22 protein-coding genes and 1 riboswitch are annotated in these 25,665 nt (G+C 71.6%); of the genes, 11 read left to right on the forward strand and 11 right to left on the reverse strand.

Annotated features, from left to right (window positions below; genetic code table 11):
- Nucleotides 1-6 precede the first annotated feature (6 nt).
- From cydD to hisC, 4 genes are all read right to left on the reverse strand, one after another.
- The gene (gene cydD, locus ACIQVI_RS23050; protein ID WP_403598877.1) at nucleotides 7-3,822 is read right to left on the reverse strand and encodes a thiol reductant ABC exporter subunit CydD; all 3,816 of its coding nucleotides are present in this window, start codon (nucleotides 3,820-3,822) and stop codon (nucleotides 7-9) included.
- 34 nt (nucleotides 3,823-3,856) lie between these two features.
- A complete protein-coding gene (gene cydB / locus ACIQVI_RS23055) occupies nucleotides 3,857-4,861 on the reverse strand; it encodes a cytochrome d ubiquinol oxidase subunit II (RefSeq protein WP_403598879.1) in 1,005 nt (334 codons plus the stop codon).
- A gap of 18 nt (nucleotides 4,862-4,879) precedes the next feature.
- Nucleotides 4,880-6,388, reverse strand: coding sequence for a cytochrome ubiquinol oxidase subunit I (locus ACIQVI_RS23060; protein WP_403598882.1), 1,509 nt, complete (start codon nucleotides 6,386-6,388; stop codon nucleotides 4,880-4,882).
- 235 nt (nucleotides 6,389-6,623) lie between these two features.
- Nucleotides 6,624-7,721 carry a histidinol-phosphate transaminase gene (gene hisC, locus ACIQVI_RS23065; RefSeq protein ID WP_403598885.1) on the reverse strand — a complete coding sequence of 366 codons (1,098 nt, stop codon included), beginning with the start codon at nucleotides 7,719-7,721 and terminating at the stop codon, nucleotides 6,624-6,626.
- A 379-nt stretch (nucleotides 7,722-8,100) separates the two neighbouring features.
- On the opposite strand from hisC, the gene ACIQVI_RS23070 reads away from it, so the two are divergent.
- The 3 genes from ACIQVI_RS23070 to ACIQVI_RS23080 all read left to right on the forward strand — a co-directional run bounded on the left by ACIQVI_RS23070 (nucleotide 8,101) and on the right by ACIQVI_RS23080 (nucleotide 11,881).
- Nucleotides 8,101-9,207 (forward strand): LacI family DNA-binding transcriptional regulator, encoded by a 1,107-nt coding sequence (locus ACIQVI_RS23070; protein ID WP_121828919.1) that lies wholly within the window; start codon nucleotides 8,101-8,103, stop codon nucleotides 9,205-9,207.
- A gap of 362 nt (nucleotides 9,208-9,569) precedes the next feature.
- A complete protein-coding gene (locus tag ACIQVI_RS23075) occupies nucleotides 9,570-11,066 on the forward strand; it encodes a metallophosphoesterase family protein (RefSeq protein WP_403598889.1) in 1,497 nt (498 codons plus the stop codon).
- Between the two features lie 161 nt (nucleotides 11,067-11,227).
- Entirely contained in the window at nucleotides 11,228-11,881 is a 654-nt protein-coding gene (locus ACIQVI_RS23080) for a hypothetical protein (protein WP_351972308.1), read from the forward strand.
- Nucleotides 11,882-11,948: 67 nt separating this feature from the next.
- Here ACIQVI_RS23080 and ACIQVI_RS23085 read toward each other — a convergent pair whose 3' ends face one another.
- Both ACIQVI_RS23085 and thiC read right to left on the reverse strand, forming a co-directional pair.
- Nucleotides 11,949-12,467: a ferredoxin gene (locus tag ACIQVI_RS23085; RefSeq protein WP_403598893.1), complete on the reverse strand. Its 519-nt coding sequence runs from the start codon at nucleotides 12,465-12,467 to the stop codon at nucleotides 11,949-11,951.
- Nucleotides 12,468-12,580: 113 nt separating this feature from the next.
- A complete protein-coding gene (gene thiC / locus ACIQVI_RS23090) occupies nucleotides 12,581-14,350 on the reverse strand; it encodes a phosphomethylpyrimidine synthase ThiC (RefSeq protein ID WP_351972306.1) in 1,770 nt (589 codons plus the stop codon).
- Nucleotides 14,344-14,490: riboswitch (TPP riboswitch) on the reverse strand. It overlaps the preceding gene by 7 nt.
- A 38-nt stretch (nucleotides 14,491-14,528) precedes the next feature.
- Between thiC and ACIQVI_RS23095 the strand changes: the two genes are divergently transcribed.
- The gene (locus ACIQVI_RS23095) at nucleotides 14,529-16,004 is read left to right on the forward strand and encodes a YibE/F family protein (RefSeq protein ID WP_403598896.1); all 1,476 of its coding nucleotides are present in this window, start codon (nucleotides 14,529-14,531) and stop codon (nucleotides 16,002-16,004) included.
- A 105-nt stretch (nucleotides 16,005-16,109) separates the two neighbouring features.
- On the opposite strand, the gene ACIQVI_RS23100 is transcribed toward ACIQVI_RS23095, so the two are convergent.
- The 4 genes from ACIQVI_RS23100 to ACIQVI_RS23115 all read right to left on the reverse strand — a co-directional run bounded on the left by ACIQVI_RS23100 (nucleotide 16,110) and on the right by ACIQVI_RS23115 (nucleotide 18,612).
- The gene (locus ACIQVI_RS23100) at nucleotides 16,110-16,550 is read right to left on the reverse strand and encodes an SsgA family sporulation/cell division regulator (RefSeq protein ID WP_030206856.1); all 441 of its coding nucleotides are present in this window, start codon (nucleotides 16,548-16,550) and stop codon (nucleotides 16,110-16,112) included.
- A gap of 138 nt (nucleotides 16,551-16,688) precedes the next feature.
- On the reverse strand, nucleotides 16,689-17,453 hold the full coding sequence (locus ACIQVI_RS23105) for an IclR family transcriptional regulator (RefSeq protein WP_403598899.1): 765 nt from the start codon (nucleotides 17,451-17,453) through the stop codon (nucleotides 16,689-16,691).
- 241 nt (nucleotides 17,454-17,694) lie between these two features.
- Complete coding sequence (locus ACIQVI_RS23110; RefSeq protein ID WP_351970601.1) at nucleotides 17,695-17,913, reverse strand: DUF5326 family protein; 219 nt, start codon at nucleotides 17,911-17,913, stop codon at nucleotides 17,695-17,697.
- 381 nt (nucleotides 17,914-18,294) lie between these two features.
- On the reverse strand, nucleotides 18,295-18,612 hold the full coding sequence (locus ACIQVI_RS23115) for a cupin domain-containing protein (protein ID WP_121830674.1): 318 nt from the start codon (nucleotides 18,610-18,612) through the stop codon (nucleotides 18,295-18,297).
- A gap of 51 nt (nucleotides 18,613-18,663) precedes the next feature.
- Here ACIQVI_RS23115 and ACIQVI_RS23120 point away from each other — a divergent pair, with 51 nt between their 5' ends.
- The 4 genes from ACIQVI_RS23120 (at nucleotide 18,664) to ACIQVI_RS23135 (ending at nucleotide 21,890) form a co-directional block, all read left to right on the forward strand.
- The gene (locus ACIQVI_RS23120) at nucleotides 18,664-19,041 is read left to right on the forward strand and encodes a phage holin family protein (RefSeq protein WP_121830675.1); all 378 of its coding nucleotides are present in this window, start codon (nucleotides 18,664-18,666) and stop codon (nucleotides 19,039-19,041) included.
- 9 nt (nucleotides 19,042-19,050) lie between these two features.
- Nucleotides 19,051-20,223 (forward strand): cystathionine gamma-lyase, encoded by a 1,173-nt coding sequence (locus ACIQVI_RS23125; RefSeq protein ID WP_403598904.1) that lies wholly within the window; start codon nucleotides 19,051-19,053, stop codon nucleotides 20,221-20,223.
- A gap of 235 nt (nucleotides 20,224-20,458) precedes the next feature.
- Nucleotides 20,459-21,355 carry a LysR family transcriptional regulator gene (locus tag ACIQVI_RS23130; protein WP_351970603.1) on the forward strand — a complete coding sequence of 299 codons (897 nt, stop codon included), beginning with the start codon at nucleotides 20,459-20,461 and terminating at the stop codon, nucleotides 21,353-21,355.
- A gap of 55 nt (nucleotides 21,356-21,410) precedes the next feature.
- Nucleotides 21,411-21,890: an NUDIX domain-containing protein gene (locus ACIQVI_RS23135; RefSeq protein WP_030206841.1), complete on the forward strand. Its 480-nt coding sequence runs from the start codon at nucleotides 21,411-21,413 to the stop codon at nucleotides 21,888-21,890.
- A 79-nt stretch (nucleotides 21,891-21,969) separates the two neighbouring features.
- On the opposite strand, the gene ACIQVI_RS23140 is transcribed toward ACIQVI_RS23135, so the two are convergent.
- Nucleotides 21,970-23,175 (reverse strand): globin domain-containing protein, encoded by a 1,206-nt coding sequence (locus ACIQVI_RS23140; RefSeq protein ID WP_403598909.1) that lies wholly within the window; start codon nucleotides 23,173-23,175, stop codon nucleotides 21,970-21,972.
- Nucleotides 23,176-23,541: 366 nt separating this feature from the next.
- On the opposite strand from ACIQVI_RS23140, the gene ACIQVI_RS23145 reads away from it, so the two are divergent.
- The 3 genes from ACIQVI_RS23145 (at nucleotide 23,542) to ACIQVI_RS23155 (ending at nucleotide 25,620) form a co-directional block, all read left to right on the forward strand.
- Complete coding sequence (locus ACIQVI_RS23145; RefSeq protein ID WP_403598912.1) at nucleotides 23,542-24,405, forward strand: GNAT family N-acetyltransferase; 864 nt, start codon at nucleotides 23,542-23,544, stop codon at nucleotides 24,403-24,405.
- Nucleotides 24,406-24,671: 266 nt separating this feature from the next.
- Nucleotides 24,672-25,130, forward strand: coding sequence for a MarR family transcriptional regulator (locus ACIQVI_RS23150; RefSeq protein ID WP_351970606.1), 459 nt, complete (start codon nucleotides 24,672-24,674; stop codon nucleotides 25,128-25,130).
- A gap of 37 nt (nucleotides 25,131-25,167) precedes the next feature.
- A complete protein-coding gene (locus ACIQVI_RS23155) occupies nucleotides 25,168-25,620 on the forward strand; it encodes a GNAT family N-acetyltransferase (protein ID WP_403598917.1) in 453 nt (150 codons plus the stop codon).
- Nucleotides 25,621-25,665: the final 45 nt, after the last annotated feature.

Here is a 25,665-nt window from a genome sequence, read left to right on the forward strand (position 1 = left end):
TCCTATTTAGCGAGAAAAGTCAGCTGCTCCGGTCGTCGTGGTGACGGCGAGCAGGTCGGTCGCCCTCTCCTGCTCCAGCATCCGGCGCAGCGGGCCGTCCTCCGCGGCGAGCTCGGCGTACGGGCCGCGCTGCACGGTCCGGCCCCCGTCCAGGACGAGCACCTCGTCGACGGCGTCGAGGCCGTGCAGCCGGTGGGTGATGAGGACGGTGGTGCGGCCCTCGGTGGCCCGCAGCAGGTCGTCGGTGAGCGCGTCGGCGGTGGCGAGGTCCAGGTGCTCGGCGGGTTCGTCGAGGACGAGGACCGGGAAGTCGGCCAGGAGGGCCCGCGCGAGCGCGAGCCGCTGGCGCTGGCCGCCGGAGAGCCGGGCGCCGTGTTCGCCCACGAGGGTGTCGAGCCCGTCGGGCAGCCCGTCGACCCAGTCGAGCAGCCGGGCCCGGCGCAGCGCCTCGCGCAGCTCCCCGTCGTCCGCGCCGACCCTGGCGAGCCGCAGGTTCTCGCGGACGGAGCTGTCGAAGAGGTGCGCGTCCTGGGCGCACAGGCCGACCATCCGCCGGACCGCGTCCCCGTCCAGCTCCCAGGCGGGCACGCCGCCGAGCCGGTACGTGCCGTGCTCCACGTCCAGGAACCGCAGCAGGACCTGGGCGAGCGTGGTCTTGCCGGAGCCGGAGGCGCCGACGACGGCGACCCGGCGCCCGGCCTCCAGGGTGAGCCCGAAGCCGGTGAGCGCCGGACGCTCCTGCCCGGCGTACCGGGCGGAGATCCCGGACAGTTCGAGGGGGAACGGACCCGCCGGGGGAGCGGCGGGCGTCCGCGGCTCCCGTACGGGCACGGGGGCGTCGAGCACCTCGAAGACCCGCTCGGCGCTGTGCTTGACGCGCTGGCGGTACTGGACGGCGAGCGGAAGCCCGGTCACGGCCTCGAAGGCGGCCAGCGGGGTCAGGACGACCACGGCGAGCGAGACCCCGTCGAGCCGCCCCTCCCGTACGGCCTGGACGCCGACGAGCGCGGCGGCCGCGACCGTCAGGCCGCAGGCCAGGGCGGAGAGCCCGGCTCCGAGCGCGGTGGCGGCGGCCTGCCGGGAGGCGATGCCGGTGAGGGCGCCGTCGGCCTCCCGTGCCCTTTCGGTACGGCTCCGCAGCGCGCCGGCCACGGTCAGCTCGGCGCAGCCGCGCAGCAGGTCGGCCACGGCGGTCGCCAGGGCGCCGCGCGCGGGGGCGAGCCGCCGTTCGGCCCGGCGGGCGAGGGCCCCGCCGGCCGCCGGTACGGCGATTCCCGCGACGAGCAGGCCCACGGCGAGGACGGCACCGGCCTCGGGGAGCAGCCAGGCGGTGAACCCGGCGGCCCCGACGCCCACGACGAGCGCGGCGCCCACCGGGAGCAGCCAGCGCAGCCAGTAGTCCTGGAGCGCGTCGACGTCCTGGACGAGCCGGGAGAGCAGGTCGCCGCGCCGGGTGCGGCCGAGGCCGGCCGGGGCGATCCGCTCCAGCCGCCGGTAGACGGAGACCCGCAGGTCGGCGAGCATCCGCAGGACGGCGTCGTGGGAAACGAGCCGCTCGGCGTACCGGAAGACGGCCCGGCCGATGCCGAAGGCGCGCGTGGCGGTGACCGCCATCATCAGGTGGAGGACGGGGGGCTGTTCGGAGGCCCGGGAGATGAGCCAGCCGGAGACGGCCATGAGCCCGACGGCGGATCCGAGGGCGAGGCTTCCGAGCAGCAGCGCGAGCGCCATCCGCCCCTTGAGCTCCCCGGCCATGTCCCGGACCCGCAGGAGCACACCGCGCGGGGCCGCGAACGCCCCGGAACCCCCGGGGACCGACGCCTCGCCGTCGGGCGCGGCGGCCACGGTCGCCACCCCGGACCAGACCGCCGCGTCGACGGCACCGGATCCGGTGTCCCTGAAGGCGTCCTTGAAGGCGTCCCGGCCGGCGTCCCGGTTGACCTCCCCGGAGGCATCCCGACCGGCGTCCCAGGAGGCGCCGACCGGAGCCGTCCCGGCAGCCTCCGTACGCCCGGCGGGCACCACCGGTCCGGCGGCACCCGCGCCACCGGCCGAAGCCGACGCCCCATCCGTACCGACGCGGTCGACCGAAGCCGACGCCCCGTCCGTACCGACGCGGTCGACCGAAGCCGACGCCCCGTCCATACCGACGCCACCGGCCGGGCCCGCACCGCCGCCCGCCCCGGTACCCGTTCCCAGGCCCACCACCCGGTCCGCCACCGCGAGCAGCGCCGGGCGGTGGACCACGAGCAGGACCGTCCGGCCGGCCGCGAGGCGCCGGACCGCGTCGACCACGCCCGCCTCCGTCTCGCCGTCGAGCGCGGCCGTGGGCTCGTCGAGCAGCAGCAGGGGCCGGTCGGCCAGGAACGCGCGGGCGAGCGCGAGCCGTTGCCGCTGCCCCGCCGAGAGCCCGGCGCCGTCCTCGCCGAGCGGGGTGTCGAGCCCGCCGGGCAGCTCCGCGACGAACCCGTCGGCGCCCGCGTCCCGCAGGGCCTCCCGTACCGCCTCGTCGGAGGCGTCCGGGCGGGCGAGCCGTACGTTCTCGGCGATCGTCCCCGCGAAGAGGTACGGGCGCTGCGGCACCCAGGCGATCCGTGACCGCCAGGCCTCCAGGTCGAGCCCCGCGAGGTCCTCGCCGCCGACCCGGACGGTGCCGCCCGGCTCCGGGGCCGTGAACCCGAGGACCACGTCGAGCAGCGTCGACTTCCCCGAGCCGCTCGGCCCGACCAGAGCCACCGTCTCGCCCGGCTCGACCGTCAGCGTCGCCGCGTCGAGCGACGGTTCGGTCCGCCCCGCGTGGCGCACCGTCACGGCGTCCAGTTCGAGGCGCACGGAGTCCGGGACCGCGCCCGTCCCCCCGTTCCGTACCGGCTGCTCCAGGACGTCGAAGATCTCCTCCGCCGCCGCGAGCCCCTCCGCCGCCGCGTGGTACTGCGCCCCCACCTGCCGCAGCGGGAGGTACGCCTCGGGCGCCAGGATCAGGATGACGAGCCCGGTGTAGAGGTCGAGGTCGCCGTGGACGAGCCTCATGCCGATGGTCACGGCGACGAGGGCGACCGACAGGGTGGCGAGCAGTTCGAGGGCGAAGGAGGAGAGGAAGGCGATCCGCAGCGTGCGCATGGTCGCCTGCCGGTACGCGGAGGTGATCGCGCGGATCGACTCGGCCTGGGCCTTCGCCCGGCCGAAGACCTTGAGGGTGGGAAGGCCGGCCACCACGTCCAGGAAGTGACCGGAGAGCCGCGAGAGCAGCTTCCACTGCCGGTCCATCCGGGCCTGGGTGTACCAGCCGATGAGGATCATGAAGAGCGGGATGAGCGGCAGCGTGACGACGATGATCGCCGCCGAGACCCAGTCCTCGGTGACGATCCGGGCCAGGACCGCCACCGGCACGACCACCGCGAGGCCCAACTGGGGCAGGTAACGCGCGAAGTAGTCGTCGAGCGCGTCCACGCCCCGCGTCGCGAGGGCGATCAGCGAGCCGGTCCGCTGCCCGCCGAGCCATCCCGGTCCGAGCGCGGCGGCGCGGACGAGGAGCCGCCCCCGCAGTTCGGACTTGACCGCCGCGCTCGCCCGGTGGGCGGCGAGCTCGGTCAGCCAGGAGACCAGCCCCCGCGCCACCGCCACTCCGGCGAGCAGCAGCAGGGGCGTGGCCAGGGCGGAAACCGACCGGCCCTCCTTGAAGGACCCCACCACGACCTCGGCGACGAGCATCGCCTGGGCGACGACCAGCGCCGCTCCGACGAGGCCGAGCACGACCACCGCGATCAGGAAGACACGGGTGGCCCGGGCGTACCGGAGCAGACGCGGGTCGATCGGTTTCACGTGAAACATGCCCCTCTCTGAGCGCCGGCCGGCCCTAGTGGGCGCTGTCGGCGATGTGCTGCGTACCGATCCGCTTGCGGAACACCCAGTAGGTCCAGCTCTGGTAGAGCAGCACCAGCGGGGTCGCGATCCCGGCGCACCACGTCATGATCTTGAGCGTGTACGGGCTCGACGACGCGTTCGTCACGGTAAGGCTCCACTCAGGGTTGAGCGAAGACGGCATGACGTCCGGGAAGAGCGCCAGGAAGAGCATCGCCACCGAGGCGGCGATCGTGACGCCCGAGAGCGCGAACGACCAGCCCTCGCGCCCCGCCTTGATGGCGACGATCGCGCCGACCAGCGCCACCGCCGCGACCACCATCGCCACGAAGCTGGCGGCGTCGCCCGTGTGGATCTGGGTCCAGATCAGGAAGACGAGGGCGAGCACCGCCGTGACCAGACCCAGCTTGAGCGCGAGCGCCCGGGCCCGTACCCGGATGTCACCGTCCGTCTTGAGCGAGGCGAAGACCGCGCCGTGGAAGGTGAAGAGGGTGAGCGTGACCAGTCCGCCGAGGAGCGCGTACGGGTTGAGCAGGTCGAAGAAGGTGCCCACGTACTCCATGTCCGCGTCGATCTTCACGCCCCGGACGATGTTGCCGAAGGCCACGCCCCAGAGGAACGCGGGGAGCAGCGAGGTCCAGAAGATGGCCTGCTCCCAGTTGCGCTGCCAGTTCTCCTCGGGCCGCTTCGCCCGGTACTCGAAGGCCACGCCCCGGATGATCAGACAGACCAGGATGAGCAGCAGCGGCAGGTAGAAGCCGGAGAACAGCGTCGCGTACCACTCGGGGAAGGCGGCGAAGGTGGCGCCGCCGGCGGTGAGCAGCCACACCTCGTTGCCGTCCCAGACGGGTCCGATGGTGTTGATGAGGACCCGCTTCTCGGGCCGGTCCCTGGCGAGCAGCTTGGTCAGGATGCCGATCCCGAAGTCGAAGCCCTCCAGGAAGAAGTAGCCGATCCAGAGGACGGCGATGAGTACGAACCAGACGTCGTGAAGTTCCATGCCTCGGTCTCCTGAGCCTCAGTACGAGAAGGCCATGGGCCGGTCGGGGTCACGGGTGTCCCCGCCGATCTTGGTGGGCGGGTTGAGGTCGTCGTCGGTCAGCTCGGGCGGCCCCGCCTTGACGTACTTGACGAGGAGCTTGACCTCGATGACCGCGAGAACGGCGTAGAGCAGCGTGAAGCCGATCATCGAGGTGAGGACCTCGGCCTGGGAGACACCGGGGGAGACCGCGTCCCGGGTGCGCAGCACGCCGTAGACGACCCACGGCTGACGGCCCATCTCGGTGAAGATCCAGCCCCAGGAGTTGGCGATCAGCGGGAAGAGCATCGTCCAGAGCGCGACGATCCAGTACCACCTGCCGATGCGGGGGCTGAGGGCCTTGTTCTTGAAGAGGACCAGGTTCGGCACCTCGTCCTCGCCCGTCCGCAGCCCCGGCGCCAGCATGAACTTCTTCCGGGTCAGCCAGAGGCCGATGATCCCCAGCGTCAGGGAGGCCATGCCGAAGCCGATCATCCAGCGGAAGCCCCAGTAGGCGACGGGGATGTTGGGCCGGTAGTCGCCGGGGCCGTACTTCTCCTGCTCGGCCTTGTTGACGTCGTTGATGCCGGGGACGTACGAGGTGAAGTCGTCGTTCGCGAGGAAGGACAGCAGGCCGGGGATCTCGATGGCGACCTTGTTGTGGCCCTTGTCGACGTCGCCGTAGGCGAAGATCGAGAAGGGGGCGGGCGCCTCGCCGTCCCAGAGCGCCTCGGCGGCGGCCATCTTCATCGGCTGCTGCTTGAACATGACCTTGCCGAGCAGGTCACCGCTGATGGCGGTGCCGAGGCCGGCGATGATCAGGGTGACCAGGCCGAGCCGCAGCGAGGTCCTCATCACGGGGATGTGCTTCTTGCGGGCCAGGTGGAAGGCGGAGATGCCGACCATGAACGCGCCGCCGACCAGGAAGGCCGCCGTGATGGTGTGGAAGAACTGGGTGAGGGCCGTGTTCTGGGTGAGCACGAGCCAGAAGTCGGTGAGCTCCGCCCGGCCGCGCTCCTCGTTGATGCGGTAGCCCACCGGGTGCTGCATCCAGGAGTTGGCCGCCAGGATGAAGTACGCGGAGAGAACGGTGCCGATCGAGACCATCCACATGCAGGCGAGGTGGATCCTCTTCGGCAGCTTGTCCCAGCCGAAGATCCAGAGCCCGATGAAGGTCGACTCGAAGAAGAAGGCGATGAGCGCCTCGAACGCGAGCGGGGCGCCGAAGATGTCGCCGACGAAGCGCGAGTAGTCGGACCAGTTCATGCCGAACTGGAACTCCTGCACGATGCCGGTGACGACGCCCATGGCGATGTTGATCAGGAAGAGCTTGCCCCAGAACTTCGTCGCCCTGAGGTACTTCTCGTTCTCCGTCCGCACCCAGGCGGTCTGGAGGCCTGCCGTGAGCGCCGCGAGGGAGATCGTCAGCGGGACGAAGAGGAAGTGGTAGACGGTGGTGATGCCGAACTGCCAGCGCGCGAGGGTCTCTGGCGCAAGAGCGAGGTCCACGTCGTTTTCTCCTTACATCGCCGTGGTCACATCGGCAGTTTGCCCTGACCGTCCCCCCTATAGCGGGACGAACCGGGGCACGCTTGTGAACGCGTTCACATTCACAAGCATTATGGCTCATACGAAATCCGTACTTGTCTTCGGGGGCCCTTTCCAGGGCGTCTCTTTCCTCACACGCCGACGGCCCCCGCGAGCGGTTGCTCGCGGGGGCCGTCGGAACGCGCTCCGGTGAGGCTCAGAGCTCCTTGCGGAAGCCCTCCGCCGCCTGGAGGAACAGGTCGTTCGCCTCGCCCTCGCCGATCGTGACGCGCACGCCCTCGCCGGCGAACGGGCGCACCACGACGCCGTGCCGCTCGCACGCCGCCGCGAAGTCCGCCGTCCGCTCGCCGAGCCGCAGCCAGACGAAGTTCGCCTGGGTGTCCGGCACGGTCCAGCCCTGGTCGACCAGGGCCGCGCGGACCCGCTCGCGCTCGGACACCAGCGCGCCGACCCGGCCGAGCAGCTCGTCCTCGGCCCGCAGCGAGGCCACCGCCGCGTCCTGCGCCAGCTGGCTCACGCCGAACGGCACCGCCGTCTTGCGCAGCGCCGCCGCCACCGGCTCGTGGGCGACCGCGAAGCCGACCCGCAGCCCGGCCAGGCCGTACGCCTTGGAGAAGGTGCGCAGCACGGCGACGTTGGGCCGGTCGCGGTACAGCTCGATGCCGTCCGGGATCTCGGGGTCGCGCACGAACTCCTTGTACGCCTCGTCGAGCACGACCAGGACGTCGGAGGGCACCCGGTTGAGGAAGCGCTCCAGCTCGGCCCGGCGCACCGCGGTGCCCGTGGGGTTGTTGGGGTTGCAGACGAAGATCAGCCGGGTCCGGTCGGTGATCGCCTCCGCCATCGCGTCGAGGTCGTGCACCTCGCCGTCGGTCAGCGGCACCTGCACCGAGGTGGCCCCGCTGATCTGCGTGATGATCGGGTACGCCTCGAAGGAGCGCCAGGCGTAGATCACCTCGTCGCCCGGGCCCGAGGTCGCCTGGAGCAGCGACTGCGCGACCCCGACCGAGCCGGTGCCCGTGGCCAGGTGCGAGACGGGCACGCCGAAGCGGTCCGCCAGCTCCTGCGTCAGAGCGGTGCAGGCCATGTCCGGGTACCGGTTGAAGGTGTCGGCGCCGGCCACCACGCTCTCCAGGACCCCCGGGAGCGGCGGGTAGGGGTTCTCGTTGGAGGACAGCTTGAAGGCCACGGGTCCGTCCGCGGCGGCCGGCTTGCCCGGCTTGTAGGTGGGGACGCCGTCCAGCTCGGCGCGCAGCCTGGGGCTGCCGGTCCTCGTCCCGCTGGTCTCGCTCACAGTGTGGCCTCCTCGACCGTCCGTACCGCCAATACTGCTCACCTTAAGAGGATTCGCTCCCGCTGCGAATGGGCCGCGGACAACAGGAGGGACACGGCCCCGCCACCGGCCCCGGGGGTGGGGGCGCGCGGACGGGTGGCGCGCGCCGGTGGCGAGCGCCGTGGCGCGCATCCCCCGTAGAGGTGAGTTGAGACCTCTTCGAGACTTCGCCCCCTCGCCAGGCCCACACCGCCTGTCAACGCCAAGTCATAGGCGTGGACCTGCAACTACCTTTGATCCAGATCCATTTCATGCTTTTCGATCATGCAGAAACGTGCCTGTCAACGTCTGCATATGCGTCCGTACCGACCGCCCCTCATCGCCCTACTATCGGCTCGCCATGACAGCAGCAGGGAAGCACCAGGTGAGCCGGGCACAGACCCGGGGAAGCCGGCAGGGCCGGGCGGGCATCCGGGACGTGGCCGCCGCCGCCGGGGTCTCCATCACGACTGTCTCCGACGCGCTCAACGGGAAGGGCCGGCTCCCCGACGCCACCCGCCGCCACGTCCGCGAGGTCGCCGACCGGCTGGGCTACCGCCCGTCCGCGGCCGCCCGCACGCTCCGCACGGGCAAGTCGGGACTCATCGGCCTGACCGTGACCACGTACGGGGATGAACCTTTCACCTTCACCGAATTCGCGTACTTCGCGGAGATGGCCAGGGCGGCCACATCGGCCGCGCTCGCCCGGGGCTATGCCCTGGTCATCCTCCCCGCCACCTCCCGCCATGACGTCTGGTCGAACGTCGCCCTCGACGGCACCGTCGTCATCGACCCCTCCGACCACGACCCCGTCGTCACCGAACTGGTCCGCCAGGGCCTGCCCGTCGTCTCCGACGGACGCCCCGCCGGCACCCTTCCGGTCACCGCCTGGGTCGACAACGACCACGAAGCCGCCGTCCTCGACCTGCTCGACCACCTCGCCGACGCCGGCGCCCGCCGCATCGGCCTCCTCACCGGCACCAGCACGGACACCTACACCCGCCTGTCCACCACCGCCTACCTCAACTGGTGCGCGCGGGTGGGCCAGGACCCCGTCTACGAGGCCTATCCGGCGCACGATCCGTGCGCGGGCGCCGTCGCGGCCGACCGGCTGCTCGCCCGCCCGGACCGGCCCGACGCCGTGTACGGCCTCTTCGACCCCAACGGAACCGACCTCCTCGCGGCCGCGCGCCGCTATGGGCTGCGCGTCCCGGACGACCTCCTGCTGGTCTGCTGCAGCGAGTCGGCCGGCTACGCCACCACCGAACCGCCCCTCACGACGCTCTCGCTCAAACCGCGCCGGATCGGCACGGCCGTCGTCCAGCTCCTCATCGACGCCATCGAGGGGGTCGAAACCGACGGACCGGTCGAGCAGGTGATACCGACCGAACTCATCGTCCGCACCTCCTCGCAGCGCCGCCCGCCCCGCACGACGGTCAGCCCGCCGCGCTCACCCGCGAAGGACTGACACGGAGGACTGACACGGAGGACTGACACGGGGGGCTGACGCGAAGAACCGCGGCGACCGGACACGGAGGACCGCGGCGAAGGTCCGGCTCCCCTGGAAAGGAACGCCTTCGAACACGCCGTTCTCGTCCCTGCCCACGGGCGAGAACGGCGAAACCGATCACCGCACCGGCCCCAACCCTGGACTGGACCTTCCCAATTCGGGCGAAACGACCGGTGAACCCGGAGTGGACCCGGATTCACCACCCCTGGTGCGTCACACAGGAGGACGCTCATTCCTATGATGGGCGGACGACACCGCGGGCCACCCCGACCAGGCCGGTCCGCGATGTGCAGGGCATCGCGACGGTGGTGGAGGGGTCGATGACTCAGGGGGCCGGTCAGGAGCCCGTGGTACGCACGGCGACATTGCGTGACTTCCGCGTACCACCGTACGCACGCGTGCCCGTACAGAGCCATGCCGTCGAACAGTCGGGGCAGGAGCGGACGCCCGCGCCGGCGGAGCACGTACGGTCCGAACACCCGGTGCCGCACGAGGCCCCGACGCCGCACGAGGCCTCCGCCTCCGGCTCCGGCGAGCACCCGGCGCCGCGCCCGGCCTCGACGCCGCACGCCGGCCCGGAACCGCACGCCGCCCCGGCCCCGGCCGCCCGGCCGGCCGTCGGCGAGCCGCTGCCCCCCGTCGCGCCCTCCCCGGTCGAGGCCGTGCCGGTGCGGGCCCCGGCGCCGGTGCACCCCCCGGCGGCCGAGGCCGTGCCGCAGGCGTCCGTACCGCAGACGCCCCCGCCCCCGCCGCAGGCCCCCGCGCCCATGCCCGCCGATCCGACGCTCCACCTCGGTCACCGCGCCGCCGCGCCCGCGTACCCCGCCGCCTCCGGCCACCCCGGGAACGCGTTCCCCGAGGGCGAGGTGCCCGAGGGGTACACGCCGACCGAGCGCGACCTGCCCGTCATCAACCGCGGCGACACCGTCCAGGTGAAGGTCTCCCCCGTGCCCGCCCCCGCGGGCGAGGTCCCGTCCGGCGACGGACCCGGTCCCCTCTACGTCGTCGGGGACGTCCACGGCTACCTCGACGAACTCCTCGCGGCCCTCCGCGCCCAGGGCCTCGTCGACGAGAACGGCGGCTGGTCCGCAGGCAACGCCCGCCTCTGGTTCCTCGGCGACTTCACCGACCGCGGTCCCGACGGGATCGGCGTGATCGACCTGGTCATGCGGCTCTCCGCCGAGGCCGCCGCCGCCGGCGGCTACTGCAAGGCCCTCATGGGCAACCACGAGCTGCTGCTCATCGGCGCCAAGCGCTTCGGCGACACCCCGGTCAACTCCGGCGCGGGCACGGCCACCTTCCAGGCCGCCTGGCTGCTCAACGGCGGCCAGAAGCAGGACATGGACCGACTCCAGGACGTCCACCTCCAGTGGATGTCCCGGCTCGACGCCGTGGTGCGGGAGGACGACCACCTCCTCGTCCACTCGGACACCACCGCGTACCTCGAATACGGCGAGACCATCGAGGACGTCAACGACACGGTCCACGAGATCCTCACCCGGAACGACGCGGACGAGGTCTGGGACGTGTTCCGGAAGTTCACCAAGCGCTTCGCGTTCCGTGACGACGGGGGCCCGCAGGCCGTCCAGGAGCTGCTCTCCACCTACGGCGGCAGCCGGATCGTGCACGGCCACAGCCCGATCCCGTACCTCCTCGGCCAGGTCGGCACGGAGGACGGCGAGGACGGCGGCGGCCCGGTCGTCGACGGGCCGCACGTGTACGCCGACGGGCTCGCGATCGCCATGGACGGCGGAGTGACCATGGCCGGAAAGCTGCTTGTCGTCCAACTCCCCCTGAACGAAAGAGCGAACGCCTGACGCATCACCCTGCGCATCCGTGGAGGGCGATTTCCGGAAACACCCTGTCAGCCCGTGGCGTCGCCGCAATACCATCGGGTGCATCCGTAGCAGGCTCTCCTCCGTTTCCGCCCGCCCGGCCGCCTTCCCGCTGCCGTCACGGGCCTACGGAGCATCGGGGGATGCACATGAACGTGGCTCCGCACCTGCTGACCGAGGACCGTGCCGAGTACGAGCGGGTCCTCGACGACGCACTGGACACCGCCCACGCACGTCCGGAACTCGCCGGGGTGGGCACCCGGCTCACCGTCGCGCAACTACGCGCGATGACCCTGAACGCGACGGCGCTCGTCACCTCCGCCGCCGCGAGCGAGTACGACCACTTCGTGAAGGTCCGCGAGCAGAACCGCACGGCCTTCGGGACCCGCGCCCCGGCCGCGTACGACCTCCCCGGCCCCGGCGCGGGCGTCGTCGCGATCGTCACCGTCATGGTCCCGGTCCTCGCGGGCGCCGCCTCCGTCATCTTCCTGCTGGTCGGCGCGGTGCTGCACGCCCTCGCGCCCACCGTGGCGTTCGGCGCGACCCTGCTCACGGCCGGCCTGGTCTTCGGCTCCCTCGCCGCCGCCGGGCTGCTCTGCGCGGCCGCCGGACTCCTCGTCACGGCCCTGCGCAACAGCCCGGCCGAGGTGAGCACGGGCGGCCCGCCCCCCGCCCCGGACGACGAACTCTCCCGCGCCCGCGAGGCCTGGCGCCTCGCCCTCCTCGAACGCGGCATCCTCCCCTTCCTCCGCGACGCCCTCGCCGCCACGGACCCTTCCGATCCTTCCGACCCCTGACGGAACTCCCGGAACTCCCGGAACGACGGAACGGGCCCGTCGGCTACAGACGGAGCGGGCCCGTCGGCTACAGGTCGGGCAGCCGTTCGTCGGCCCCGGGAGACCGCCCCTCCTCCAGCCAGTGGAGGTAGATCCGCAGATCCGTCGCCAGGCGTCCCGCGAGGGAGGACTCGTAGTCCCGGACGGCGGCGGCCACGCCCTGCCGAGCCCAGTCGACGTCGTCCCAGTCGTGGGCGGACAGGTACTCCGCGATCCGGCCGCGGTCGCGCCACCACTCCCGCACCGCGCCCGGCGTCCACCGCGAGTCGCCGTCGCAGCCGTACCCGAGAAGGGGATCGCGGTCGGCTGCTTCGACCAGCCGTGCCGTCTCCGCCGGCGTCCCGGGCTGGCGGTAGACGTACTCGGTCAGGTACGCGCCGCCGTAGAGGACGTGCCGGGGCGCGGAGTCCCGGCCCGTCCGGCACGTATCGGTCTCGCCGCCGTAGAAGGGCCCCGGCACGTTGAGCCAGAGCCGGTCCTCCCAGTCGCCCCGGAATGCTTCGCGGTCGCCGCCGAGGCGCGCGACGGGGTCGTAGTAGAGGGTCACCGGCCGAGCATAGAAGCCGTCGTCCCATCACGCCGAAGGGGTCCGGATGTCCGGAACGCCGTTCCGGGAAGCCCCTCGTCCTTCCCGGAACGGCGCGCCCGAAGGGCCCGGCGTCAGTCCGCCAGCGGCAGATAGACCCGGTTGCCGCTCGCCGCGAACTCCTTCGACTTCTCCGCCATGCCGGCCTCGATCTCCTGCTCCGTGCCGCCGTGTTCGCGGCGGATGTCCTGGGAGATCTTCATCGAGCAGAACTTCGGACCGCACATCGAGCAGAAGTGCGCGGTCTTCGCGGGCTCCGCCGGGAGGGTCTCGTCGTGGAACTCGCGGGCGGTGTCCGGGTCGAGGGCCAGGTTGAACTGGTCCTCCCAGCGGAACTCGAAGCGCGCGTCCGAGAGCGCGTCGTCCCACTCCTGGGCGCCCGGGTGCCCCTTGGCGAGGTCCGCCGCGTGGGCCGCGATCTTGTAGGTGATGACGCCGGTCTTCACGTCGTCGCGGTTGGGCAGGCCCAGGTGCTCCTTGGGCGTCACGTAGCAGAGCATCGCCGTGCCCCACCAGGCGATCATCGCCGCGCCGATGCCGGAGGTGATGTGGTCGTACGCGGGCGCGACGTCCGTGGTCAGCGGGCCGAGGGTGTAGAACGGCGCCTCCTCGCAGATCTCCTGCTGGAGGTCGATGTTCTCCTTGATCTTGTGCATCGGGACGTGCCCGGGGCCCTCGATCATCGTCTGGACGTTGTGCCGCTTGGCGATCGTGTTCAGCTCGCCGAGCGTCTTCAACTCCGCGAACTGCGCCGCGTCGTTGGCGTCCGCGATCGAGCCGGGCCGCAGTCCGTCGCCGAGCGAGTACGTGACGTCGTACGCCGCCAGGATCTCGCAGAGCTCCTCGAAGTGCGTGTAGAGGAAGTTCTCCTTGTGGTGCGCGAGGCACCAGGCGGCCATGATCGAGCCGCCGCGCGAGACGATGCCGGTCTTGCGGCGCGCGGTGAGCGGCACGTACGGCAGGAGCACGCCGGCGTGCACCGTCATGTAGTCGACGCCCTGCTCGGCCTGCTCGATGACCGTGTCCTTGTAGATCTCCCAGCTCAGCTCCTCGGCCCTGCCGTCGACCTTCTCCAGGGCCTGGTAGAGCGGGACGGTGCCGATCGGCACGGGGGAGTTGCGCAGCACCCACTCGCGGGTGGTGTGGATGTTGCGGCCGGTGGACAGGTCCATGACCGTGTCGGCGCCCCACTTGGTCGCCCAGGTCATCTTCTCCACCTCCTCCTCGATGGAGGAGGTGACGGCGGAGTTGCCGATGTTGGCGTTGACCTTCACCAGGAACCGCTTGCCGATGATCATCGGCTCGATCTCCGGGTGGTTGACGTTCGCCGGGAGCACGGCCCGGCCCGCCGCGATCTCCTCGCGCACGACCTCGGGGGAGACGTTCTCGCGGATCGCGACGTACTCCATCTCCGGCGTGATCTCGCCACGGCGGGCGTACGCGAGCTGCGTCACCGCCTGACCGGAGCGGCCCCGGCGCGGCAGCCGGGGGCGGCCGGGGAAGACGGCGTCGAGGTTCTTGAGGCCGCCGCCGCGCGGCGAGGTGTGCTTGATGCCGTCGTCCTCGGGACGGGCCGGACGGCCCGCGTACTCCTCGGTGTCGCCGCGCGCGATGATCCAGTTCTCGCGCAGCGGCGGCAGACCCCGCCGCACGTCGGTGTCGACGGTGGGGTCGGTGTACGGGCCGGACGTGTCGTACAGCGTGACGTCCTTGCCGTTGGTGAGGTGCACCTGACGGACCGGCACCCGCAGGTCGGGGCGCGATCCCTGGACGTACCCCTTGTGCCAGCCCGGCGTGCGGTCTTCCTGGCTGGTGGCAGGCGTGCGTGCATCCTGAATGGTCATGAGACCGATCTCCCTACGCCGGCATTACCCGGTAACAGGTTCGGCGGTCGGCGCAGCCTCCTCCCGTACGTACATCGGTACGCGCGTACGGTGATCAGCGCCCTCTCAGCCCGGTGCTCCGAGCTCCCGCGTGTGCAAAGGTGTCACCACGCTAGCGTCATCCCGGGCGTGCTGAACAGTGGGCCCCCGCCGTTCTTGCGATGATCGGTCGGTGACTTCCCCCCAGCAGCCCCCCGAGCCCCACGACCACTCCCACGGTCCGGGACCCTCCCACGGCCATGGACCCTCCCACGGTCATGGATCCGGCGGCGGCCATGGATCCGGCGGCGGAGCAGGGCCCGGTCACGGAGCCGGACACGGGCACAGCCACGCGCACGGGCCCGCCGTGCCCGTGTCCCGGCACCTGCGCAAGGTCATCGCCGCCGTCCTGGTCCCCTTCGCCACCGCCGTCCTGGTCGGTCTCGCGGTCCTGTGGCCCGGCGGCGCCCCGCCGCACGAGCGGACCGGTGTCGGTTTCGACCGGCAGACCGAGCAGGGCAGGGTCGTCTCCGTCGAGCAGGTCGACTGCAAGGCCGTGAACGCCGGTCAGGTCCCGCCGACCGGCGACACCTCCACCCCGGAGGGGCGCGAGGCGGTCGAGGCGCAGCAGGGGGAGTGCAAGCGGGCGAAGGTCGAGGTCACCACCGGTCCGAACAAGGGGCGCGAGTTCACCGAGATCGTGCAGCCGGGCGCCCCGCGCCAACTGGAGGAGGGGCAGGGCGTGGTGGTGGCGTACGCCCCCGACGCCCCCTACGACCTGCAGTATTCGGTGACGGACGTGAACCGCAAGGTGCCGTTGGCGGTGCTCGCCGGCATCTTCGCCCTCGCGGTCGTGGCGGTCGGGCGGATGCGGGGGCTGATGGCCCTGGTCGCGCTCGCCGTGAGTTTCCTGGTGCTGATGTTCTTCATCCTGCCCGCGATCCTGCAGGGGTCGAATCCGCTGGTGGTGGCGGTGGTCGGGTCGAGCGCGATCATGCTGATCGCGCTCTACATGTGCCACGGCCTCTCGGCCCGCACCTCGGTCGCGGTCCTCGGCACGCTGATCTCGCTGCTGCTCATCGGGCTGCTCGGCTCGCTCTTCATCGGCTGGGCCTCGCTCAGCGGCAACACCGACGACAACACCGGCCTGATCAAGGGGCTCTATCCGGACATCGACATGTCCGGCCTCCTGCTGGCCAGTGTGATCATCGGTTCGCTCGGTGTGCTCGACGACGTGACGGTCACCCAGACCTCGGCCGTCTGGGAGCTGCACCAGGCCGATCCGGGCATGGGGCCGCGCGGCCTGTACCGGGCGGGGATCCGGATCGGCCGCGACCACATCGCCTCGGTCGTGAACACGCTGGTGCTCGCCTACGCGGGCGCCGCCCTGCCGCTGCTGCTGCTCTTCTCCATCGCGCAGAGCAGCATGGGGACGGTGGCCAACAGCGAGCTGGTGGCCGAGGAGATCGTCCGGACGCTGGTCGGGTCGATCGGTCTGGTGGCGTCCGTCCCGGTCACCACGGCGCTCGCGGCGCTCGTGGTCTCCGCCGACCGCGCGGAGGGAACCGACCGCCCGGGGACCGGCGGCCGGAAGCCCTCACCGGCGCGGGGCGGACGCCGCCGCCGCGCCAAGTGACGCGCACGCACCGGGTGGTACGTCCGGTCCGTCGGCGCGCCGGCTCGGGGGGTCGGCCACGCGGAGGGGTCCGGATCGGTACGGGTCGGTGACGGCGTGCTCGTTTCAGGCCGGGCCGGCGTTCTCCTCGGCGAGGATCCGGCCGAGCGCCGCCTCCAGGTTGTCCTCGAAGTCGCCGAGTGTCCGTTCCTGACCGAGCGGAACCAGCTTGTCCGTACGGTCGAGGAAGGCGACGAGCGGCGGCGCGCTGGCCCGGAACAGGGCGCGGTCGCCGCCGACCTGGAGCCGGATGGAGACGTCCGAGAGCCGCTCGGGCTCGGTCGGGGCGATGTGCACATCGCCGTCCCCGCTCGGCCGGTTGATCCCGTCGAGCAGCAGTTCACGGCCGAAGGCCCAGGTCACGGGTGCGTCCCCGGGGAGGTGGAACGTCATCCGCACCGCATAGGGATCCCGGGTCTCATACCGCAGTTCGACCGGGATCTTGAAGGAGAGCTCCTCGGAGACGAGGAAGCTCATCAGGACCTCGGCCTGAACCGACTCTCGCATCATGTACCCCGCAGTAGATGAAGCAGTTGTGTAAACACAGCTGCTGAAAGCTGTGACCGAAACGGCCAGGAATGATCCCCCGTGGCCCTCTTGACGCAATCGTGCTGTAAGCACTAGCAGATCACAAGGAGTGATTTTTCAGATACTGATAGAGAACGCGAGCGACCCGAAGAGCCTTCCGATCTCGGTGCGTAGTCGCTCGACTGCTGGGAGCAACCGTTCTTGCTGGTGAAGGGGGAGGGAAATCGCCATTGCGGCCGCCGCGGAGCCCACGGTGAGGGGGATTGCGGCGCAGACCGTGCCGAGCGCATATTCCTGACGCTCCACCAGGGGTTCCATTCTCCCCAAACCGCCCAAACGATCCAAAAGCGCACTTCGGTTACTCACCGTGTACGGGGTGATGGATTCCACCGGGTGGCGGTCAAGGTGGTCTTGACGAGTTCCCGGATCAAGTTGGCTCAAGATGCACTGCCCGATCGCGTGAGCGTGCGCCGTCTCGCGGAAATCTGCCCATTCCTCCACTGCGGGGGCGGAGGGGGTGTCGGCGACGGCGACGAGCTCGACCTCCCCCTCCCGGTAGACGGCGAAGTAGATCGGGACGCCGATCTCGTCCCGCCAGCGGGCGAGAGAGTTTTCGATCTTGATGCGACGATTCTGCACAGCCGCGCCGTCGGCCAGCCTGACGGCGGCGTCCCCCAGGACGAACACGCCCTTCTCGCGGAGCAGATAGCCCTCGTGCGTCAGGGTGCGGAGCAGGTGGTACGTGGTGGGCAGCGGAAGGCCGGTCTCACGGGCGAGCTGTTTCGCCGGGGCGCCGTCCGGGTGGGAGGCGACCGCCTCCAGGAGTCTCAGCGCGCGTTGCACCGAGCCGATCAGGGTAGGAGCGGTCGTCTGCGAAGCCATGGCCAAAGGTCACCCCCAGGCGTGACGACGGATGCGTCGCACCCGCCCGCGGGGGCCGCCCCCGCGCCCGCCGGGCCTGGGAAACCGCTGGTCAGTAAGGAGGTCTACGCCTGTAGTCCCCATCGCGGCGGAGAGATTCCACTGTAGTGGCAGCCCTTGGGCCCCCACCCCGTTTAGCCCGGCCCGTTCCCCCGCCCGGGCTAACACTCCCCCGTCCCGCCATACCGATGAGTAGCTTGTGCTACCAGTCCTCGCGCGACCGGCCGGAGGAGCTGAACTTCCGTACGACGTAGATCAGTCCGGCGACGAGGGCCACGAAGAGCAGCACCTTGAAGAGGAGGCCGATCACGAAGGTCAGGACGCTGGTGATCAGTCCGCCGAAGACGAGCAGGGCGAGGGCGGGTATGGCGACCCACTTCACCCACCAGGGCATTCCCGCGAGCATCTCCTGTACGGCCATCGTCCTACCTCGCTTCCGAAGGTCCGTTCCGCGCACTCCGCGCCGAACACCTTCAAGGCTAGGCGTCCGAAGGGGCCGTGGGGGGCGCTGGGGCCCCCGCTCTCCCCTGATCCGACCCCTAGGGGGATCGAGCTCCGCTTCCCGGATGTGGGGGTGGGGTACTGGGGTTGGCCGGGCCTTCCCGGGGCCGAGTCCTGGGCCCGCGTCCTGGGGGCCCGAGTCCTGGGGCCGGGGTCGACTCGGTCCTGCGGAGTCCCGTGGTCGGCCCGGTCGTCGGGGGGCCTGGGCCCCAGGGTCTGGGGGCGGCCCGGCCCTCCGGGGTCCGAGGTCCCGGGGCCCGGGGTCCCGGGGCCCGCTCGGTCTTCCGGGCCCGCAGTCCGCTCAGCCCTCCGGCGGCGAGAAGACCACCATGACCCGCAGGTCCTCGCTGATGTGGTGGAACTTGTGCTCCACCCCGGCCGGCACATAGACCACGCTGCCGCGCGCCACCTGGGTCGTCTCCGTCCCGACCGTGATCGCCGCCCGGCCGCTCACCACGAAGTACACCTCGTCCTGCCCGTGCGGCCGCTGCGGGTCGAGCTCCCCCGCGTCGAGCGCGTACAGGCCGACCGACATGTTCCGCTCCCGCAGGAACTGGAGGTACGCGCCCTTGTTCGCGGCACGCTCCGCCTCCAGCTCGTCCAGCCGGAATGCCTTCATCGCCCGTCAGCCCCTGCCCTCGGCCCGATCACGTCTGCCACGATCAGACACATGATGAATTTCGTAGTCAAGACGCTCGCGAACGCGGGCGCCCTGGGAGTCGCCATCTGGCTGCTCCAGGACATCACCCTGACCGGTGAGAGCACCGGCAAGAAGGTCCTGACCCTCATTCTCGTCGCACTGGTCTTCGGGCTGGTGAACTTCTTGGTGAAGCCGGTCGTCCAGCTGTTCACGCTTCCGCTCTTCGTCCTGACGCTCGGCCTGTTCACCCTCGTGGTGAACGCCCTGATGCTGCTCCTCACCTCCTGGCTGGCCGACAAGCTCGACCTCAGCTTCCACGTGGAGGGCTTCTGGACCGCGGTCCTGGGCGGCCTGATCATCTCCGTCGTCTCCTGGGCACTGAACGTCGTGCTCCCCGACCAGGACTGAGCGGGCACCGTGACGCACCAGGAACACACCTCAGGACCCGGCCCGAAGGCCGCCGCGCTCGGCGACGGGACCCGCGCGGTGCGGGCCGGACTGCCCGAGCCGGTGAAGTACGAGCCGACCCTCCCGGGTCCGGTCTTCGCCGCGCACTTCCACCTGCCGGGCGAGCCAACCGGCCCGTACACCTACGGCCGTGACGAGAACCCCACCTGGACCCACCTGGAGCGGGCGATCGGCGAGCTGGAGGCGCCGGGGGAGGAGGGCGTCGAGACGCTGGTCTTCGCCTCCGGCATGGCCGCGATCTCCGCCGTCCTGCTCTCCCAGCTGAAGTCCGGCGACGCCGTGGTGCTCCCGACCGACGGCTACCAGGCGCTCCCCCTGCTCCACGAGCAGCTGCGGGCGTACGGGATCGAGGTCCGCACCGCGCCGACCGGGGGCGACGGTCAGCTCGCCGTCCTCGAAGGGGCCCGGCTGCTGTGGATCGAGACCCCGTCCAACCCCGGGCTCGACGTCTGCGACATCCGCCGTCTGGTCCGCGAGGCGCACGCCGCGGGCGCGCTCGTCGCCGTCGACAACACCCTGGCCACCCCCCTCGGCCAGCGGCCCCTGGAGCTGGGCGCGGACTTCTCCGTCGCGAGCGACACCAAGGGCATGACCGGGCACGGCGACGTCCTGCTCGGTCACGTGAGCTGCCGCGATCCCGAGCGGGCGGCGGAGGTGCGGCGCTGGCGCAAGATCGTCGGCGCCATTCCCGGCCCCATGGAGGCCTGGCTCGCGCACCGCTCGCTCGCCACGCTCCACCTGAGGATCGACCGCCAGTGCTCGACCGCGCTGGAACTGGCGCGGACGCTCGCCGGGCGGGCGGACGTCACCGGGCTGCGCTACCCGGGCCTTCCCGGCGACCCCTCGCACGCGGTGGCCGCCCGGCAGATGCGGCGCTTCGGGCCGGTGGTCTCCTTCGAGCTGGCGGACCGGAAGCGGGCCGAGCGGTTCCTGGAGGAGCTGCGGCTCGTGGACGACGCCACCAGCTTCGGCGGGGTGCGCTCCACGGCAGAGCGGCGCGGGCGCTGGGGCGGGGACGCGGTCGCGGAGGGCTTCATCCGCTTCTCCGTCGGCGCCGAGGACCCCGAGGACCTGATCGCCGACGTACTGCGCGCCCTCGACGAGGCCGGTTCGGTCGGCTGAGCGGCGGGTACGGGTCTCCCGTGCGGAGCGGGGCGCTCCGAGCCTCCCCCCTCGTGGCTCGGAACGCCCTCGGTTCCACGTGCGGAAACCGTCTGCACAAGGCTAGTTGACCGAGCGTCAGTGTCCAATCACGGTAGCGACAGAGACCTATCGACTTATTTATAGTTGGACGGTCCTGAGGCGCTGTCAGCCGACCGCCTGAGTCGAACGGCCGCACGGCCGGGAGGGGGCGGACGTGGATCTTGCCCTGCTGCGGACGTTCGTCACGGTGCACCGGGCCGGTTCCTTCACCCGGGCCGCGGCCCTCCTGGGCCTCTCGCAGCCCGCGGTCACCAGCCAGATCCGGACGCTCGAACGGCAGTTGGGCCGGCCCCTCTTCCTCAGACGGGCGCGCGGCGTCACCCCGACCACCATCGGCGACGAGCTGGCGCACCGCGCCGCCCCGCACCTGGACGCCCTCGTCGAGATCACCGAGACCGGGCTCGACGAGGAGAGCGGCGTCCGGACCCTCCACGTCGCCGGCCCCCCGGAGTTCACCGCGCTCCGCGCGCTGCCCGCCCTCACCCCGCTGGTAGGCCGGGGCCTCGCCGTGCGGACCTCCTTCCCCGTCACCACGGAGGAGATCCTCGACGGGCTCGCCGCCGGCCACCACGACCTCGCCATCACCACCGCCCGTCCGCGCGGCGGCCTGCTCGTCTCCACCCCGCTCTGCGACGAGGAGCACGTCCTGGTCGCGGCGCCGCGCTGGGCGGCCCGGCTCTCCCCCGAGGTGCTCCTGAGCAAGGGCGCTGTGGTCCTGGAGCAGCTTCCGGTGGTCGAGGTGCACGAGTCGCTGCCCTTCGTGTCCCGCTACTGGGCGAGCGTCTTCGAGACCAGGCCGGCCGCCGCCGCCACCGTGATCGCCCCCGACCTGCGGGCCGTGCGGGACTCCGCCGCCTCCGGATCCGGGCTCGCCGTCCTGCCGCGCTACCTGTGCGAGGAGGCCCTGGAGCAGGGGCGGCTCGTGGCGCTCCTCGATCCCCCGGTGCCCCCGCTGCGGACCTACTTCCTGGTCGTACGGACGGGAACGCTCGCGCTCGCGCACCTCGCCCGCGCGCACGAGGCGCTGCTGAGCGCCGCCGTGGACTGGTGAGCCCCCACGGGGACCGTCGCGTTTCAGCCCCCTCCGAACGGGCCATTTTCTTCACATGACCGAACGGCCCGTGATCAAGCGCACCGCACGCGCCATCCTGCTCGACGGGGACGACCTCATCCTCATCAAGCGGACCAAGCCGGGGATGGATCCCTACTGGCTCACGCCCGGCGGCGGCGTGGAGCCCACCGACTCCACCGTCGTCGAGGCCCTGCACCGCGAGGTGCTCGAAGAGCTGGGCGCCAAGATCACCGACGTGGTGCCCTGTTTCGTCGACACCGTCGAGCACATCGTGGACGGCGGGATCTCCGGGGTGAAGGTCCAGCACTTCTTCGTGTGCCGGCTCGGCTCCATGGACACCTCTCTACGGCACGGACCCGAGATCGAGGAGCCCGTCGGCGAGTACGAGATCGTCCGGGTGCCCTTCACCCGGGTCGGCATCGCGGCCGTGCACCTCGTCCCGCTCTCCCTGCGCCACTACCTCGACGGCAACATCGAGGGAGTCCGCGCGATGCACGCCCCGGACCTGGGCTGACGGGTCCGAGCCGACGGGCCCGGTACGACCGGGTCCGGGCCGGGCCGGTCCTGGCCGACCCGGGGCGGCCGGGGCCGGGCTAGCCGGAAGTCGCGGGGGCCAGCTCGGCGAGGAAGTCGTGGCGGATGCGCTCCGAGGGGACTCCCGCGCCCCGCAGCGCGTCGACCCCGCGCCGGACCATGCCCAGCGGACCCGAGAGGTAGGCGTCGCGCTCGCCCCAGGGCCCGTAGCGGCAGACCGCGTCCGGGAGGTGTCCCTGCGCCCCGGTGACCGGGTGGACGGAGAGCCACGGGAAGGTCTTCTGGAGCCTCAGCATCGTGTCGATGTCGTAGAGGTCGTGACCGCTGCGCGCCCCGTAGAAGACGTCGACCGGCCGCCGGTCCCCGTGCTCGGCGACGTCCTCGACCAGGGCCTTGATCGGCGCTATCCCCGTGCCGCCGCCCAGACAGAGCAGACCGGTGTCCGTGGAGTGGTCGACCGTCATGGAGCCGCTCGGCGGCCCGAGCCGCAGCACGTCCCCGGGACGCGCCCGGTGGACCAGCACGTTGGACACCCAGCCGGCCGGGACGGCCTTCACGTGGAGGGAGAGCAGTCCGTCCGGCCGCGGCGCCGAGGCGAAGGAGTAGTGGCGCCAGATCCGCGGCCACCACGGGGTCTCCAGCGTCGTGTACTGCCCGGCGAGGAAGGGGTAGGGCTGGTCGGGCCGGAGCGTGACGACGGCGACGTCCGGGGTGCGCAGGTCGTGGGAGACCACCTCGGCGTGCCACTGGGCGGGAGCGGTCCGCTCGTCCTCCGCCGCCGCGTCGATCATGATCTGGGAGATCGTCGTGTACGTGCGCACCCAGGCCGCCTGGGTCGCGTCGTCCCAGGTCGTCGCGTACCGGGCGAGGGCTCCGACGAGGGCCTCGCCGACGGCCGGGTAGTGGGTGGAGTGGGTGCCGTACTTCCGGTGCCCCCTGCCGAGGTTCTGCAGGTACGCGGTGAGGACCGGGGCGTCGTCCATGTGCTCGGCCGCCGTCAGCAGGGCCCTGAGCAGCCGGTCCCGCTGGGTGTCCATGGCGACGGGGAACATGTCGCGCAGCCCAGGATGCCGCACGAAGAGCAGGGCGTAGAAGTACGAGGTCACCCGGTCGGCGATCGGTGCGATCTCCGCCAGGGTGCGGCGGACGAGGACCGCGTCGGCGGAGGGTCCTCGGGAGATCGGGGGTTCCTTCCCGTCCACCGGCGGGGGTTCGTGCTCGTCCGCGTCCTTCGCGTCCGTCGTGGTGGTCGGAGCATCCATCATGTGCCTCGCCTCATGCCGGCCGGGCTTCCGTGAACGCAGCATGAGGGGTCCGACCGCCTTCGGGGACGGAAAGTGGTGTTCTCGGTCCATAGGGCCGGTTTTCTGGCTAGGCTGCGCTGTTTTGGGCCGGGGTTCTTCCGGTGGGCGGTCAGGGCTCCTCCGGTGGGTCGAGGTCTGGGGTCGAGGCCGGGTGGGCCACCGGGGTCGGGGCCGGACGGGCCAGGGTCGGCGCCGGGATCACCCGCTCCGGGTTTCACGTGAAACATCGTCCGTATGCCACGGGACGGGACGAACACACCTCTCGGGGCCGACCGGATCCGGTAAAGCAGTGGACGGAGGATCAAGGCGTCGGAGAGCCTGAAAGACATGCCGATTTCTCCTCCCGCCCTCGCCCAGCTCCCCGTTCGGCGCCTCACCCACGGCGACCTCCTCGCCTGCGCCGACCTCTCCGAGAACCGGGAATGGCCTCGCGAGGAGCACAAGTGGGGCTTCCTGCTCACCGCCGGCACCGGATACGGCATCGACGACCCCGCGGGGAAGGGGCTGCTCGCCTGCTGCGTGGTCACCTCGTACGGGCCGGGGCTCGCCGCGATCGGCATGGTGCTCGTCGCCGAGCGGTACGCGCGCCAAGGGGTGGGACGCCGGCTCATGCGGTACGTCCTGGAGGAGGCCGGGGACATCCCGCTCACCCTGCACGCCACGCCGAACGGGCAGCCCCTCTACGAGCAGCTGGGCTTCACGCAGACGAGTCGTGCGGAGATGGTGCGCGGGCGCTTCACCTTCACCTCGCCCGCCCCGGCCGTCCCGGTCCGCCCGGCGACGGCGGAGGACCTCCAGGCGATCCTCCGGCTGGACCTGGAGGTCTTCGGCCTCGACCGCACCCCCGTGATCACCCGGCTCCCCGCCTTCGCGGACCACCTCCGGGTCGCGGAGGAGGACGGCGAGATCACGGGCTTCGCGGCGGCCTGGCCCAACATGGACACCCATGTCGTCGGACCGCTGATCGCTCGGGACCCGGCCACGGCCAAGGCCCTGATCGCCTCCCTGGCCGCCGCCACCGACCGGCCTCTGCGCACGGACATCGACGTGCGCCACACGTCCCTGCTGAGTTGGGCGAAGGAGAACGGCATCGACTCGATCGCCACGAACGCGGTGATGGTCCGCTCCCTGCCGGACCTTCCCGGCGACTGGCGCCGCCGCTTCGCCCCTCTCACGGTCGCGGCGGGCTAGGCCCCGGCCCGACCACCGGCCCGAAACGACCTGGGGCGGACTGGAACGGCCCGGGAGCCGGGCGGTACGGCCCCGCCCGGCTCCCGACCCCGGGCCTCCGGGCCTCCGGGCCTCCGGGCCTCCGGGCCTCCGGGCCTCCGGGCCTCCGGGCCTCCGGGCCTCCGGGCCTCCGGGGTAGATTTACTTGCAGACGCGCATTATTGCGTTTCATCCTTTACCCTGGGATCCGAGCCACTCCGGTGCCGAGGAGAGACCGAGGAGAGACCATGACCGCGACGGACCCCGCCCTCACCGCGCTCTCCCAGCGCTGGTGCGCCCTCTCCCTGCTGCACGGCAGGATCGAGTCCCACATCGAGCGCGCCCTGGAGTCCCGTCACGGTCTGAGCGTGCGGGAGTACTCGCTGCTCGACGTCCTCAGCCGCCAGCACAGCGGCCCCGGCGGCCACCTCCAGATGAAGCAGGTCGCCGACGCGGTCGTGCTCAGCCAGAGCGCCACCACCCGGCTCGTCACCCGGCTCGAAGACCGCGGCCTGCTCACCCGGTACCTCTGCGCCACCGACCGGCGCGGCATCTACACCGACGTGACCGAGGAGGGCCTGAAGCTCCTCGAAGAGGCCCGTCCCACCAACGACAGCGCCCTGCGCGAGGCCCTCGACGAAGCGGCCACGAACCCCGAGCTGGCCCCGCTGGTCCAGGTCGTGGAGGGCGTGGGCGCCCCCGCCTGACCCCGGCGTGGAAACGGTCGGACGTACCCTGCATCGCATGAGCGATCTTGAGATACGTCCGACCACCGTCGAAGACCTCCCGGCCATTGTCGCCCTGCTCGCCGACGACCCCCTGGGCGCGCAGCGCGAATCCCCCGACGACCTCGCCCCGTACCTCGCCGCCTTCGAGCGTCTGGCGAACGACCCCCACCAGCTTCCCGTGGTGGCCGTCCGCGAGGACAAGATCGTCGGCACCCTCCAGCTGACGATCATTCCGGGGCTCTCCCGCCGGGGGACCACCCGTTCGATCATCGAAGCCGTCCGCGTCCACGCCGACGAGCGCGGCAGCGGCCTCGGGACGCGGCTCATCAAGTGGGCCGTCGAGGAGTCCGGCCGACAGGGGTGCAGCCTCGTCCAGCTGACCTCCGACGTCACCCGTACCGATGCCCACCGCTTCTACGAGCGGCTCGGTTTCGAGGCGTCCCACGTGGGCTTCAAGAAGTCCCTCTGATCCTCCCGCCCCGGCACGCCGTTTCACGTGAAACCGGGCGTTTCA

This window comes from Streptomyces sp. NPDC098101 (genome assembly GCF_044760185.1).
In the GTDB taxonomy this organism is placed as follows: domain Bacteria; phylum Actinomycetota; class Actinomycetes; order Streptomycetales; family Streptomycetaceae; genus Streptomyces.

Coding starts and splice junctions, on each gene's coding strand:
- cydB (WP_403598879.1), bottom strand. CDS start 4,861: ATGGAACTTCACGACGTCTGGTTCGTACTCATCGCCGTCCTCTGGATC.
- ACIQVI_RS23070 (WP_121828919.1), top strand. CDS start 8,101: ATGACAGCAGCAGGGAAGCACCAGGTGAGCCGGGCACAGACCCGGGGA.
- ACIQVI_RS23075 (WP_403598889.1), top strand. CDS start 9,570: ATGACTCAGGGGGCCGGTCAGGAGCCCGTGGTACGCACGGCGACATTG.
- ACIQVI_RS23080 (WP_351972308.1), top strand. CDS start 11,228: ATGCACATGAACGTGGCTCCGCACCTGCTGACCGAGGACCGTGCCGAG.
- thiC (WP_351972306.1), bottom strand. CDS start 14,350: ATGACCATTCAGGATGCACGCACGCCTGCCACCAGCCAGGAAGACCGC.
- ACIQVI_RS23100 (WP_030206856.1), bottom strand. CDS start 16,550: ATGCGAGAGTCGGTTCAGGCCGAGGTCCTGATGAGCTTCCTCGTCTCC.
- ACIQVI_RS23105 (WP_403598899.1), bottom strand. CDS start 17,453: ATGGCTTCGCAGACGACCGCTCCTACCCTGATCGGCTCGGTGCAACGC.
- ACIQVI_RS23110 (WP_351970601.1), bottom strand. CDS start 17,913: ATGGCCGTACAGGAGATGCTCGCGGGAATGCCCTGGTGGGTGAAGTGG.
- ACIQVI_RS23115 (WP_121830674.1), bottom strand. CDS start 18,612: ATGAAGGCATTCCGGCTGGACGAGCTGGAGGCGGAGCGTGCCGCGAAC.
- ACIQVI_RS23120 (WP_121830675.1), top strand. CDS start 18,664: ATGATGAATTTCGTAGTCAAGACGCTCGCGAACGCGGGCGCCCTGGGA.
- ACIQVI_RS23135 (WP_030206841.1), top strand. CDS start 21,411: ATGACCGAACGGCCCGTGATCAAGCGCACCGCACGCGCCATCCTGCTC.
- ACIQVI_RS23140 (WP_403598909.1), bottom strand. CDS start 23,175: ATGATGGATGCTCCGACCACCACGACGGACGCGAAGGACGCGGACGAG.
- ACIQVI_RS23145 (WP_403598912.1), top strand. CDS start 23,542: ATGCCGATTTCTCCTCCCGCCCTCGCCCAGCTCCCCGTTCGGCGCCTC.
- ACIQVI_RS23150 (WP_351970606.1), top strand. CDS start 24,672: ATGACCGCGACGGACCCCGCCCTCACCGCGCTCTCCCAGCGCTGGTGC.
- ACIQVI_RS23155 (WP_403598917.1), top strand. CDS start 25,168: ATGAGCGATCTTGAGATACGTCCGACCACCGTCGAAGACCTCCCGGCC.